We start from the raw sequence: 13850 nt of genomic DNA, 5'->3' as shown, positions 1-13850 counted from the left end.
CGTTAAGCTGCCTGGCATTTAACGCGACAAGGCCAGTTTGATCATTCGCACAGCACGACTTTAATCGCCAACCCACCGCGAGACGTTTCACGGTACTTGGCGTTCATGTCTTTGCCTGTTTCATACATGGTTTCAATCACCTTATCGAGCGATACGCGTGGCTCGCTGGTACGGCGCATTGCCATTCTTGCGGCATTGATCGCCTTCACGGAGGCGATAGCGTTACGCTCAATACACGGTACCTGAACCTGACCCGCTACCGGGTCGCATGTCAGCCCCAGATTATGCTCCATGCCGATTTCTGCGGCGATGCACACCTGTTCCGGGTTGGCGCCAAGTAGCTCAGCCAGACCCGCTGCGGCCATCGAACAGGCCACGCCAACTTCTCCCTGACAGCCAACTTCAGCCCCAGAAATAGATGCGTTCATTTTGTAGAGCATGCCGATAGCGCCGGATGCCAGAAAGTAACGCAGGTAAGATTCTGGGGTGACGGGTTGAACGTAGCGATCGTAATAGGCCAGTACGGCGGGGATAATACCGCATGCACCGTTCGTCGGTGCCGTAACGACGCGTCCGCCAGCCGCATTCTCTTCCGACACGGCCATCGCGAACATGTTAACCCAGTCCATCGCATCCATCGGATCGTTAGAGAAACGATCGTTGATGAACAATAGGCGATGCAGCGCCGATGCACGGCGGGGGACGCGCAATGGCCCTGGCAACACGCCTTCGGTATTCATACCGCGATGCATGCAGTCCTGCATGGTTTTCCACACGTCAGCAAAATAGTGCTCAAGTGCTTCCCGCCCATGCATCGCAATCTCATTTTTCAGGACGATGGCGGATAACGACAGGCAGTGATCGTGACAATGTTGCAGTAATTTCTGGGCAGAAAAGAATGGATAGGGCGCACTTTCCTCTGCCAGATTGGGTTTGCCGAAATTTTCCTGGTCGACGACGAATCCGCCTCCGATGGAGTAATACGTTTTGCTATACACCAGCTCTTGCTGGTTATAGGCGCGAATGGTCATGCCGTTTTCATGCAGCGGCAGGTTCTCCGGCTGGAAGCGCAGAGAAGATTCCAGCGGGAAGCTGACCTCATACTGACCGTTGAGCATCGGCAGGCGCTGAGAGTCTTTCACCTGTTGAATAAACGCCGGAATACTATCGATGTTTACGTTATCTGGCAGGTTACCCGCAAGCCCCATGATGATGGCGATATCGGTGTGGTGCCCTTTCCCCGTCAGGGAGAGCGAACCGTAAATATCCACGACAATGCGTGTCACCGATGAGATAAGCGCGCGATTCACCAGATCGTCGGTGAACATTTTACCCGCTTTCATTGGGCCGACAGTATGAGAACTGGACGGGCCGATACCGATTTTGAAGATATCAAATACGCTGACCATTGCGATTTCCTTGAAAAAAAACGCCGCATACCCGTCATACTTCAAGCCGTATGTGCGTTGGCTTCCCCACTCACCCCAGTCACTTACTTGAGTAAGCTCCTGGGGATTGATGAACCTCATAAATGAGGTTCACCCTTCGGGTCAGTGCTAGCACTGTTCAAATCGGTCTAAGACCGATTTGTCCTGCAACTCGAATTATTTAGGGTATGGCTAGAAAATAACGTGCCGGCGTTAAAGTAGTGTCGGGGGCTTACAGCAGATCGCGCAGGCTGTAAACAATGGCGGAAATAGCGATCAGTCCCATCAGGGTAACAAAGACGTTACTGATGTGGCCGCTGTACTTCTTCATCGCTGGAACTTTCTGGATAGCGTACATCGGCATCAGGAACAGCAAGCAGGCGATAATCGGACCACCCAATGTTTCGATCATACCCAAAATGCTTGGGTTCTTGGTCGCAACAATCCAGGTGGTGATCAGCATGAACAGCGCTGTGATGCGGTTCAGTTTGGTGTGGGAAATGGTTTTGCCTCTGCTACGTAGCGTTTTCACGATCATGCCGTTAAAACCCTCGCCAGCGCCCAGGTAGTGACCCAGGAAGGATTTAGAGATCGCGATAGTAGCAATAACCGGTGCCAGATAGCCGATGACCGGATTGTTAAAGTGGTTCGCCAGATAGGACAAAATAGAAATATTCTGTGCTTTCGCTTCCATCAGCTCAGCCGGAGAAAGGCTCAGTACGCAGCTGAAGACAAAGAACATCACGGTCATCACCATCATGATGTGGCTATAAGACAGGATGCGTGAACATTTTTTCTCTGCGTCATCGCCATATTCTTTACGCTTGGCAACGGCGAAAGAGGAGATGATTGGCGAGTGGTTGAAGGAGAAAACCATCACCGGAATAGCCAGCCATAATGTTGCTAACAGACCGTTGCCCGTTACGCTGGAACTCAAAGAAATGTTTTCGAAAACAGAGGTATTCCAGTTAGGAATTAAATAAAGCGCCAGTAGCATCAGCACGGCAACAAAAGGATAAACCAGAATACTCATTGCCTTAACGATCATCGCTTCACCGAAACGGACAATAAACATCAACCCAAGGATCAATATTAATGACAGCACGGCACGCGGTGGAGAAGGTAAGTGCAATTGGTGAGTAATAAAGCTATCTACCGTATTGGTGATAGCAACGCTATAAACTAATAGGATCGGATAAATAGCGAAAAAATAAAGCAAAGTGATTAATTTACCTGCACCAACGCCGAAATGTTCTTCAACGACTTCGGTAATATCTTCGCCACCTTTCTTGCCGGATAATACAAAACGGCATAATGCACGGTGAGAATAATACGTCATCGGGAAGGCAATCAGTGCCATGATAATTAACGGAATTAAACCACCGATGCCAGCATTGATGGGTAAGAATAACACGCCAGCGCCGATGGCTGTGCCATAGAGGCCGAGCATCCAGACGGTATCGCTTTTACGCCATCCAGAAGCCTGTTCTAACACGTGGCTGCTATCTTGAATTGTGCTCATTTAATGGTTTCTCCTCGGTGAACACATTAATACCCGTTTATACCCGTCATACTTCAAGCTGCTTGTGCGTTGGCAATACTCGGCTCATCTCGGGCCTCGCCCGAAGGGCCGCCGCAAGCGGCGTTCAAATCGGCTTAGCCGATTTGTCTTTACTCACTCCAGTCACTTACCTGAGTAAACTCCTGGGGATTCGCTTAGTTGCCGCGTTACAAGGCAATCCGGCCCTGTCCGCAGAGCGTTGTTTAAAACGCTCACGTTTTGTCACGCAACTCGAATTATTTAGGGTATATTTAGGTATAAAAATTACAGTATCGGCAACTTGCCGTTACAGAGTTTAAAAAACGAACAAGACATATTGCTAATTATGTCAACAGGTCAATACTGTTTTGTGGCGGCATTCTATATCGTGGTGGTCAGCGAATAATATTGAGGCGATCACAGAAATGAATTGACGGGGAATATTTTAATAAATTTCCGCGCAAATTAAAATATCAATAATGATACTTTATTTTAAATATTTTTAACGGCTCGTTATTGATACTTTATTTAATTACCGAGTGATAAAAAACGAACAGTAAATAAAATAAAAGGCAGGTGAAATAATAAACGCAAATTTTCTGATGTCACGCGTAATGATGGTTTTTCTCTTTTGGGGGAGACTGGCGATCTCGTTCCTACCTTTACATCCCATCGCGTCGTGCTCTAATGAGCGTTATCCGGCAGATCGCAATCTGCCGGATAACAGCCGCCGATCGTCAGGCTGTGAGTTTTTCTTCTGCCCACGCCAGGCCGCTGTGGTATTCCTCTGGTAAGAGAGGCGCCAGCGATTGCAGTGTGTGCTGCAATTGTGCGGTGTCCGACGACGGTAGATTGAGGTGTCCTACTTTGCGGCCAGGGCGAACCTCTTTCTCATACCAGTGCAGATGCACCAGCGGCAGCGCCAGCCAGTCGATATTCACATCGGTTCCGATCAAATTGACCATCACTGAAGGGGTTTCGACGACCGGTACTGGCAGCGGCAGATCCAGAATGGCGCGCAGGTGGAGCTCAAACTGGCCGATCGATGCGCCATTTTGCGTCCAGTGTCCGCTATTGTGTACGCGTGGTGCCAGTTCGTTAATGAGCAGGTGGTCGCCGACAATAAAGCATTCCATCGCCATCACGCCAACATAGCCTAGCGCATTCATAATCGCGGACAGCATCTGCTCAGCCTGCTGTTGCAACTGCGGGTCGGGCTGAGGGAAAGCCACGCTGGTGCGCAGAATGCCATCCTGATGCAGATTATGCGTTAGCGGATAGAACACGCATTTGCCGTGTACATTACGGGCGCCAATCAATGAGACTTCGCCAGAAAAATTAATCCCTTGTTCAACGATGCACTCGCCGTAGCAATCAGCAGGCAGCGTTTGCTGTTCGCCGTCACGCAAGCGCCATTGCCCACGGCCGTCGTAACCGCCGACGCGGCGTTTAACGATAGCGAGCTCACCGAGTGAAGAGAAGACGTGTGGCCATTCATCGGCGCTGGCCAGCAATTGCCACGGGGCGGTTGCCAGATTCAGCGAGTCCAGCAGCTGTTTTTGCGTCAGGCGATCGGCCAGACGCGGGAAAATATCGCGGTTCGCAAACGCCGTGTGTTCGGCCAGCTCGCGGGTGAGTGCAGTTTCAGGCCAGCGTTCGATCTCGGCAGTAATCACACTGTTATGAAACGGAACCGACTCCGGCTCTGCATCCAATCCCACGGGATAAACTGCGATCCCTAACGGTTCGCCAGCCTGGCGGAGCATTCTGCCTAACTGACCATTGCCTAATACGCAGACCGGTTTCATGCCTCCTCCCGCGGATCGGGATGAGAGAGCACATCATCAGTTTGCGCCTGACGCCAGTCGGCCAGTCGGGTGGCGATGCCGTTATCATGCAGGGCGAGAATTTGTGCGGCCAGCAGAGCGGCATTCGCTGCACCTGCCTTGCCAATTGCCAACGTGCCGACTGGGATACCGCGCGGCATTTGGACGATGGAGTACAGGCTGTCTACACCGCTCAGCGTTGAACTTTGTACTGGTACGCCGAGCACAGGAACCAGCGTTTTCGCTGCCAGCATACCCGGCAGGTGTGCTGCGCCACCTGCGCCAGCGATAATCACATCAAAACCATTTTTTGCCGCCTGCTCAGCGAAACTGAACAGCTTATCTGGCGTCCGGTGTGCAGAAACGACTTCGGTATGAAAAGGAATGTTCAGCGTGGTGAGGATTTCCGCAGCAAACTGCATAGTGGCCCAGTCACTCTTTGAACCCATGACGATGGCAATTTTAGCCGGGGCAACGTTGGATGACATGCCTGTGACGCTCCTGTGATTGTACGTGTTCGTGACGATTTTACGTCGGCCAGACAGAGAGGGTCTGGCGTTGAGGGCGTAGAGCATATCACGCCATTATGGCGAGGAAAACGGTTGCGTATGCGGAAATACAGGGGGGACTAGGTGAGAGACCGTTAAGTCAATGGCAGAAAACGTATTAAAAGGGGAAGGAAATCAGTTCGATATTCTGTGGCGTGACCTTAATCATCGACCCTTCTTCATGCCAGGCACCGAGAACGGCGCGACGACCAGAAGATTCACCGAGATCGACCTGATGAATGGCCGGACGGTGCGTGTGGCCGTGGATCATCGTCTCCACCTGATAATGTCGTAAGCGTTCAAGCACGGTGTCGTGATTGACATCCATAATCTGCTGCGACTTCTTCTGGTTTTCGTGCTGGCTGGTTGCCCGCATCTTCGCCGCAATTTTCACACGCGATGACAACGGTAACCGCAGGAATAGCCATTGAATGAACGGGTTATGGACCCGACGGCGGAATTGCTGGTAATGCCGATCGTCAGTGCACAACGTATCGCCATGCAGAATGAGAATCTTTTGGCCGTAGAGATCGAGCACCGTTTCTGTCGGCAGCAGCGTCATTCCACTTTGCTTGGCGAAACGCTTACCGATCAGGAAATCACGGTTACCGTGCACGAAATAGCAGGGAATGCCGCGCTGGTGTAAGGCATACAGTTCCGTGGCGACAGTCGCATGCAGCGGTTGCGGATCGTCGTCACCTATCCAGGCGTCGAACAGGTCGCCAAGGATGTACAGCGCATCGGCATGAATTGCATCATGGCGTAAAAAACGCAGAAAACCGGCGGTAATCGCCGGTTCATGAACGCTTAAATGCAAATCGGCAATGAACAGCGTTGCCATGCAGGACGGATTATTCGCTGACCGTTACGTGGGTAATCACCACGTCTTCTTTCGGTACGTCCTGGTGCATTCCGCTGCGGCCTGTTGCCACGCCTTTGATTTTATCAACGACGTCCATACCGTCGGTCACTTCAGCGAAAACACAGTAGCCCCAGCCATCGGCACGTTCTGAACGGAAGTTCAGGAAATCGTTATCAACGAGGTTGATAAAGAACTGGGCTGTTGCCGAGTGCGGATCGTTAGTGCGAGCCATCGCCAGCGTGCCGCGCGTATTTTTCAGGCCATTGTTGGCTTCATTTTTGATTGTCGCGTTGGTTTCTTTTTGATCCATACCGGGAGCGAAACCACCACCTTGAATCATAAAACCATTAATGACACGGTGAAAAATCGTGTTGTCATAAAAACCGCTGCGGCAGTAGCTCAGGAAGTTTTCTACGGTAACTGGCGCTTTGTCTGCAAACGTATTAATAACGATATCGCCGTGATTGGTATGAAGCGTAATCATAATAATGAACCCTAGATAGCCTTAGTGATTAAGAGTGCTGTCCACAAAAGACGGTGAACAACAAGAGCGCTGTTATAGCATAACTGGTCGATTGAGTCAGTATTTCGCTCTTGCTGCGTGTTTGTTGGCGACGGGTGTGATTGAAAAGTCGTATAAAAATGTGTACTACTCTGATTTAGGTAATCGCTGGGAAAGGGGGGCGGTGGCTAAGTGTGCATTGATGAACACATTAATCATGCAATGTGGATTTTTAAAAGCAAATAAATTGATCAAGTAATGAATTTATGGTTAATTTATTTGAATGATATTTTTATTGCCCCAGATCAATGTTTTGCGTAATCAACGTATTCTTTTTTTTCGGCTCAGATTAATCTGAGAGTAACTCTTATTTTCCCAAATAACTCTAAAGAGATAGGTGAACTATGCTGGGTATTCTGGACAGTGTTAATCGTTTATTAGACAAACCGGATTTTGGCAAACTGTTTTTACGCGTATCTTTCAGCGTGTTGATGCTGTTTCATGGCTGGCACAAACTGCACGGCGGCATTGGTTTTATTGAAGGAATGCTGACCAATGCCGGGCTCCCTGCTTTTGTCGGCTATGGGGTTTATGTCGGGGAAATTATTATCCCGATCATGATGATCCTCGGTATTCTGACCCGTCCTGCTGCGGTAATCTTTTCTTTCACGATGCTTGTCGCTGCGTTGCTAGTGCATTCTGGCGACTTCCTTTCTCTGGAGAAAACGGGAGCGTGGGCGGTCGAAGGCGCGGCTGTCTTCTTCTTTGCTGGTATCGCTATTGCCTTGCTGGGTAGTGGTAAATATTCTGTGATGTCGAATCCACGCTGGCGCTGATTGTTTTTTGTCAGCAGATCGTTTTTTCGACAGCAATACTGATTGTGTGAAATGGCCCGGATCTTCCGGGCCATTCCATTTTTATCCTTTCTCTCTTATTCCCTCTTCTTAACCTTGCAATACAATAAGGTTCAGGTTTCAATACGCCGTTAGGGTGGAAACCCTGAATGTATTGATGTTACTAGCGCTAACCGCGGCTGTAATTGACCTATCGAGTGAACACGATTTTTCTTGTGAAGACCATTTTTTGTGAAAACCATTTTTTTATAAAAACACTGGAACGCCCTGATGCTAAAGATTTTTAATACGCTGAGTCGCCAAAAAGAGGAATTTAAACCTATCCACGCCGGGCAGGTGGGAATGTATGTGTGTGGCATCACCGTTTATGACCTGTGTCATATCGGTCACGGGCGTACTTTCGTGGCGTTTGATGTGGTGGCGCGCTATTTGCGGTATCTGGGATATTCACTGAAGTATGTGCGTAATGTCACCGATATTGACGACAAAATTATTAAGCGTGCGATCGAAAATGGGGAAACCAGCGACCAATTGACGACTCGCATGATCGCAGAAATGCACGCTGATTTTGATGCCTTGAATATTCTGCGCCCAGATGCTGAGCCGCGTGCGACGCACCATATTGCCGACATTATTGAAATGGTGGAAACGCTGATTGCCCGCCGCCACGCCTATGTGGCGAGTAATGGTGATGTGATGTTCTCTGTTGATACCGCTCCGGGCTATGGTGTGCTGTCTCGTCAGGATCTGGATCAGTTGCAGGCTGGTGCGCGCGTTGAAATTACCGAAGTGAAGCGTAACCCGATGGACTTCGTACTATGGAAAATGTCCAAACCGGGTGAGCCTCATTGGTCTTCTCCGTGGGGAGAAGGGCGTCCTGGTTGGCATATCGAATGTTCTGCCATGAACTGCAAGCAGCTCGGCGAGCACTTTGATATTCACGGCGGTGGTTCAGATTTGATGTTCCCGCACCACGAAAACGAGATTGCACAATCCAGCTGTGCGCACGATGGTCCGTACGTGAACTACTGGATGCACTCCGGTATGGTGATGGTTGACCGCGAAAAAATGTCAAAGTCGCTCAACAATTTCTTCACCGTGCGCGATGTATTGGCGTACTACGACCCGGAAACCGTGCGCTACTTCCTGATGTCAGGCCACTATCGTAGCCAATTGAACTACAGTGAAGATAATCTGAAACAGGCGCGTGCGGCGTTAGAACGCCTGTATACCGCATTGCGCGGCACGGATCTCAGCGTTGAGGCGCATGGCGGTGATGAGTTTGAGGCACGCTTCCGCGAAGCGATGGACGATGATTTCAACACGCCGGAAGCCTACTCGGTGTTGTTTGATATGGCGCGCGAAGTCAATCGCCTGAAAGCGGAAGATGTGCTGGCGGCAAACCAACTGGCATCGGCACTGCGTAAACTGTCTGGCGTGCTTGGTCTGCTGGAACAAGATCCTGAGCAGTTCTTGCAAAACGGTGCGCAGGTGGATAACGATGAAGTGAAAGAAATCGAAGCGTTAATCCAACAGCGTAAAGATGCACGCGCGGCGAAAGACTGGGCGCTGGCCGATCAGGCACGCGATCGGTTAAACGAAATGGGAATTGTGCTGGAAGATGGCCCGCAGGGAACGATCTGGCGCCGTAAGTAATCTTTTCTCTCAGTCAACACACTTTCAGTCAATAAAAAGCCCGCAGAGTATAAATCGCGGGCTTTTTTTCGGCATCATCGACGTGGTAAGGATTACTCGGCGATGGTTACCTTCTCGCCATTGAACTGAACGGTTTGCCCGGCGAAGATTTTGCAGCGTTTGCGCGTTTCTGTCTGGCCGTCAACGGTCACGTCACCTGCGGCGATAGCCAGTTTGGCTGTTGCGCCACTTTCACTCCAGCCCAGCAATTTTAAGAGATCGCACAGTTCAACGTGCGGATGTTTTTCAAGATTAAAGGTTGCCATAAGTTCCTGCTTATCGGTGTTTGACCTTATCGCCAATTATTCGGCGTGGTCATGATACTCTTCACACGCCTGTAGCGTGTTTTGAATCAGTGTTGCAACGGTCATAGGGCCGACGCCGCCCGGTACAGGGCTGATGTAAGACGCGCTTTCCTGCGCCGTTTCAAATTCCACATCGCCAACCACTTTACCGCTTTCCAGACGGTTGATACCCACGTCCAGCACGATTGCACCCGGTTTGATCCATTCGCCAGGGATGAAGCCCGGTTTGCCCACGGCGACAACCAATAGATCGGCGTTCTCAACATGGTGACGCAGATTTTTGGTGAAACGGTGTGTAACGGTGGTGGTACAGCCCGCCAGTAACAGCTCCAGACTCATCGGGCGGCCAACAATGTTGGATGCGCCAACCACAACGGCATTCAGTCCGAAGGTGTCGATATTATAGCGCTCTAGCAGTGTAATGATGCCGCGTGGCGTACAAGCTCGCAGCAGCGGTGCCCGCTGGCACAGACGACCCACATTGTAAGGATGGAAGCCATCAACATCTTTATCCGGGGCGATGCGTTCAATCACTTTGGTGTTATCAATGCCTTCCGGCAGCGGGAGTTGAACCAGAATACCGTCAATCGCCTGGTCAGCGTTGAGCCGATCGATAAGCGCCAGCAACTCTGATTCCGTGGTGGTGATGGGTAAATCATAAGAGCGGGAGATAAAGCCGACTTCTTCACATACCTTACGCTTGCTGGCGACATAGATCTGTGATGCTGGATTCTCGCCGACCAGTACAACAGCCAGACCCGGTGCGCGTTTTCCTTCAGCTAAACGCTGCGTGACTCGTGCGGCAACTTCGTCTTTGACCTGCTGCGCAATCGTTTTACCATCAATAATCTTTGCTGCCATCTGAGATGAGACCCATCAATTTGAAATAGGGGGGAGATGGCCGCTATTTTGTCAGAACCTGCGCGTGCTGTCAGGCATTGCGTCAACATTAATTCCAATTGCCCTCGCTATTCACTGACTTCGAACCGGTTTTTACCACCATTTTTGGCGCGATACAGTGCGGCATCGGCAATATCGACAACGGATGCCGCTGTTGGCGGTGGGTTATCGACGCAGAATACATAGGCTCCAGCGCTAATGGTGACGATTTTTTCTGGAAATAACGTCATTTCATGGGGGATTTTTTCCGCCCGAACTAAGTCCAGCACGCGCTGAGCGAACGTGGCGGCACCTTGCTTATCAGTATCGGTGATGATGATAGCGAATTCCTCGCCGCCATAGCGAGCGACTAAATCTTCGTTACGCTTCGGCATGTTGCTCAGGACGTTACCAATCTTGCGCAGGCACTCATCGCCAGCCACATGCCCATAATGGTCATTATATTTCTTGAAGGCGTCGACATCGATCATGATCAGCGCCATACACTGCCGCGTGCCTGCAATCCGCAAGAGCGTTTGTTGCAGGAAAATATCAAACTGACGGCGGTTAGCTAATCCCGTCAGGCCATCAAACAGCGCCAGCGTTTGCAGGGTGTGGTTAACTGATGTGAGCTCATCACGCACGATGGTTAAATCGATCTGATTTTTTAAATTCATGCGAATCTGCCGCAGTACGATCAGGCCGAGCAGAGTGATAGTGAACAGCAGAATGAGCGTAATGACACCGTAGATCATGCTGTCCGTTCGCCATTTACTGAGAACCAACTTAAGATCGAAGCCCGCTGCGATGACGATGGGGTAACGCTTTAATTTTGTGTAACCATAAATTCGCTCGATGTGGTCAAGTGTAGAGATAAACGTCGCCGTTCCGCTTTCGGACTGTTTCAGATGTTCTGAAAACAGCGGACCGTTGGACACATTGCGGTTGACGTATGAATCGTCGTAAGGCCGGCCGTACAGAATCCGACCATCGGAAAGCAGGATGGCGAGCACGTCCATATTTCCCATGGAGTAGTAGCCATAATACTGTTTGAAATAGTTCAGCGAGAGGGTAGCGAGCAGCACGCCGTTAAAGCTACCGTCCGGTTTACTGATGCGCATGGAAACGGGAATGATCAAATCACCTGTGGAGCGGCTTTGAATCACGCTGCCGATGTGCATGTCTTTGCTGACGTTGCTTTGGTGATATTTAAAATACTCTCTGTCGGCGTTATTGGCGTTGGCGGGTTTGGTTCCCCCCGAGTTCACCAGCCATTCGCCTTTCTCATCGTAGATAAAGATGCCATGCAGCTGTGGCAGCGTGGCTTTTCTGCTTTTTAAAATATCGCCGAGCCTGACTATTTGTGCCGGTGATAGGCCATCTTTGTCGATACGTTCTTGTAAATCTTGTAACAGGATATCGACTTGTAAAAACGTGTCTTCAGCATGGCGCGCCAGCGACAGCGACAGATTTTTGGCGTTTTGCTCTGTGGAATCAATAAGCTGTTGGTGAGAGTTGAATACAGCCCACCCGTTTAGCGCCACTACGGTTGTGATGATGAATAGCATAAAGACAATCATCAGCTTTTGCAGCGGCATTTGATAGTAGTTGGCTTTGCTGTGCGTGCTGACCCTCATTGTTCTTCCCATCCTTAGCCAGAGAGATGACTGATGATAAGTGTAGACGCTCTTGTTATTTATGCTGCTATTGATGAGGTTTGCTTATGCTTTTTTGTCGGTTTTTATCGAATAATAAGCCACGTTAATAATAAAATAACGTCTCTACATACTATCTCCATGTTGTGTTGATAAACACTTAAAAATAAACAGGCATCATCGTGTTTATTCACTAAAATCCTCTAAGATAAATAACGTTGTGTTACACAATCTCATGAAAATTTGTTTTCACGCTAATGATTAAGACATGTCACAAGGCGTAAGGGGATCTTTATTTATCATTAAATACGCTATGTTTAATTGGCGTTTAACTGGGATTGCTAATGATAAGGCTCTTGTGTTTCTGACGTTATCGACGGATAAGGAAAGTGTGCATTTGTGAATGATGGCGACGTATCGTGGGAGAGAAACACGAAATAAATTGACATGTTACACCTCTATTCAGATGTAAACAGAAGAAAGATACTGCGGCGAAATAGGTTTTTTTAGCCACTAATGAAATAAAGAGCCCTTCATGAAAATAGCCATTAGCGGAACGGGATATGTCGGTTTATCGAATGGATTATTATTAGCACAACGGCATCAGGTTGTAGCGTTGGATATTGTGACTGAAAAAGTGGCGCTGTTAAATCAACGAAAATCGCCGATTAATGACGCTGAAATTGAGCGTTTTTTACAACATGAAACGCTCAATTTCTCGGCTACGCTGGATAAACATGAAGCGTATACCGATGCGCAGTTCGTGATTATCGCTACGCCGACGGATTACGATCCGCAAACCAACTATTTCAATACCTCATCGGTAGAGGCGGTCATTCGTGACGTACTGGCGATTAATCCGCAGGCGATTATGGTGATTAAATCGACGGTGCCTGTTGGCTTTACAGAGAAAATCAGTCAACAGTTGGATACGGATAATGTCATTTTTTCGCCGGAGTTTTTACGTGAAGGAAAGGCGCTGCATGACAATCTTTACCCGTCACGGATTGTGGTGGGGGAACGGTCGGAAAGGGCAAGATTCTTCGCTAACCTATTGATAAAGTGTGCATTAAAAAAAGATATCCGCGTGCTCTTTACCGACCCGACAGAGGCCGAAGCGATAAAACTATTTGCGAATACCTTCCTGGCAATGCGGGTGGCCTACTTCAATGAGTTGGACAGCTATGCCGAATCGTTGGGGTTGAACACCCGGCAGATTATTGAAGGGGTGTGTCTCGATCCTCGCATTGGCGATTACTACAACAACCCCTCTTTTGGCTACGGCGGTTACTGCTTACCGAAAGATACCCGGCAACTTCTGGCTAATTATCGTACCGTGCCGAATAATCTGATCAAGGCTATTGTGGACGCTAACCATACGCGGAAAGATTTCATTGCCGACACGATTATCCGCCGCCACCCTAAAACCGTTGGCGTCTATCGCCTTATCATGAAGGCGGGGTCGGACAATTTTCGCTTTTCCTCCATTCAGGGCATTATGAAAAGGATAAAAGCGAAAGGAATCAATGTTGTGATTTATGAACCGGGTATTGATGATGATCATTTTCTCGATTTCCCTGTCGTTCATCAACTCGATAGTTTCAAAAATCAGTGTGACATTATTATTACCAATCGTTACGCCGATGAATTAAAAAATGTGATGGGGAAGGTTTATACGCGAGATTTATTCGGTGAGGATTGAGTTTTTGTCGTAAACCAAGATTCTGATGTTTTTGTTATTCGGCTATTAGCGAAAA

At 49.1% G+C, this 13850-nt stretch carries 12 protein-coding genes; 3 read left to right on the top strand and 9 right to left on the bottom strand.

The window, feature by feature from the left end:
- Window positions 1-41: 41 nt before the first annotated feature.
- The 6 genes from EDI29_RS07035 to ppiB form a co-directional block, all read right to left on the bottom strand.
- The gene (locus EDI29_RS07035; RefSeq protein ID WP_137740317.1) at window positions 42-1409 is read right to left on the bottom strand and encodes an L-serine ammonia-lyase; all 1368 of its coding nucleotides are present in this window, start codon (window positions 1407-1409) and stop codon (window positions 42-44) included.
- Window positions 1410-1659: 250 nt separating this feature from the next.
- The gene (locus EDI29_RS07030; protein ID WP_137740316.1) at window positions 1660-2949 is read right to left on the bottom strand and encodes an HAAAP family serine/threonine permease; all 1290 of its coding nucleotides are present in this window, start codon (window positions 2947-2949) and stop codon (window positions 1660-1662) included.
- A gap of 755 nt (window positions 2950-3704) precedes the next feature.
- Window positions 3705-4775, bottom strand: coding sequence for a 5-(carboxyamino)imidazole ribonucleotide synthase (purK, locus tag EDI29_RS07025; RefSeq protein ID WP_137740315.1), 1071 nt, complete (start codon window positions 4773-4775; stop codon window positions 3705-3707).
- Entirely contained in the window at window positions 4772-5281 is a 510-nt protein-coding gene (purE, locus tag EDI29_RS07020) for a 5-(carboxyamino)imidazole ribonucleotide mutase (RefSeq protein WP_137740314.1), read from the bottom strand. The genes purK and purE overlap by 4 nt, the downstream gene beginning before the upstream one ends.
- 178 nt (window positions 5282-5459) lie before the next feature.
- The gene (gene lpxH, locus EDI29_RS07015) at window positions 5460-6182 is read right to left on the bottom strand and encodes a UDP-2,3-diacylglucosamine diphosphatase (protein ID WP_137740313.1); all 723 of its coding nucleotides are present in this window, start codon (window positions 6180-6182) and stop codon (window positions 5460-5462) included.
- A 10-nt stretch (window positions 6183-6192) separates the two neighbouring features.
- Window positions 6193-6687 (bottom strand): peptidylprolyl isomerase B, encoded by a 495-nt coding sequence (gene ppiB / locus EDI29_RS07010; protein ID WP_137740312.1) that lies wholly within the window; start codon window positions 6685-6687, stop codon window positions 6193-6195.
- A 422-nt stretch (window positions 6688-7109) separates the two neighbouring features.
- On the opposite strand from ppiB, the gene EDI29_RS07005 reads away from it, so the two are divergent.
- Window positions 7110-7541, top strand: coding sequence for a DoxX family protein (locus tag EDI29_RS07005; protein ID WP_137740311.1), 432 nt, complete (start codon window positions 7110-7112; stop codon window positions 7539-7541).
- Between the two features lie 288 nt (window positions 7542-7829).
- On the top strand, window positions 7830-9215 hold the full coding sequence (gene cysS, locus EDI29_RS07000; protein ID WP_107170853.1) for a cysteine--tRNA ligase: 1386 nt from the start codon (window positions 7830-7832) through the stop codon (window positions 9213-9215).
- 92 nt (window positions 9216-9307) lie between these two features.
- Here cysS and ybcJ read toward each other — a convergent pair whose 3' ends face one another.
- The 3 genes from ybcJ to EDI29_RS06985 all read right to left on the bottom strand — a co-directional run bounded on the left by ybcJ (window position 9308) and on the right by EDI29_RS06985 (window position 12075).
- Window positions 9308-9520, bottom strand: coding sequence for a ribosome-associated protein YbcJ (ybcJ, locus tag EDI29_RS06995; RefSeq protein ID WP_137740310.1), 213 nt, complete (start codon window positions 9518-9520; stop codon window positions 9308-9310).
- Between the two features lie 36 nt (window positions 9521-9556).
- On the bottom strand, window positions 9557-10420 hold the full coding sequence (folD, locus tag EDI29_RS06990) for a bifunctional methylenetetrahydrofolate dehydrogenase/methenyltetrahydrofolate cyclohydrolase FolD (protein ID WP_137740309.1): 864 nt from the start codon (window positions 10418-10420) through the stop codon (window positions 9557-9559).
- A 107-nt stretch (window positions 10421-10527) separates the two neighbouring features.
- Window positions 10528-12075, bottom strand: coding sequence for a sensor domain-containing diguanylate cyclase (locus EDI29_RS06985; protein ID WP_137740308.1), 1548 nt, complete (start codon window positions 12073-12075; stop codon window positions 10528-10530).
- A gap of 553 nt (window positions 12076-12628) precedes the next feature.
- Here EDI29_RS06985 and EDI29_RS06980 point away from each other — a divergent pair.
- Window positions 12629-13795: a nucleotide sugar dehydrogenase gene (locus tag EDI29_RS06980; protein ID WP_137740307.1), complete on the top strand. Its 1167-nt coding sequence runs from the start codon at window positions 12629-12631 to the stop codon at window positions 13793-13795.
- The last annotated feature ends 55 nt before the right edge of the window (window positions 13796-13850 follow it).

It is taken from the genome of Pectobacterium polonicum, assembly GCF_005497185.1.
Taxonomy (GTDB): domain Bacteria; phylum Pseudomonadota; class Gammaproteobacteria; order Enterobacterales; family Enterobacteriaceae; genus Pectobacterium; species Pectobacterium polonicum.
Note: the sequence above shows the minus strand (reverse complement) of the source record. Positions and strands in the feature narration are given on the sequence as shown.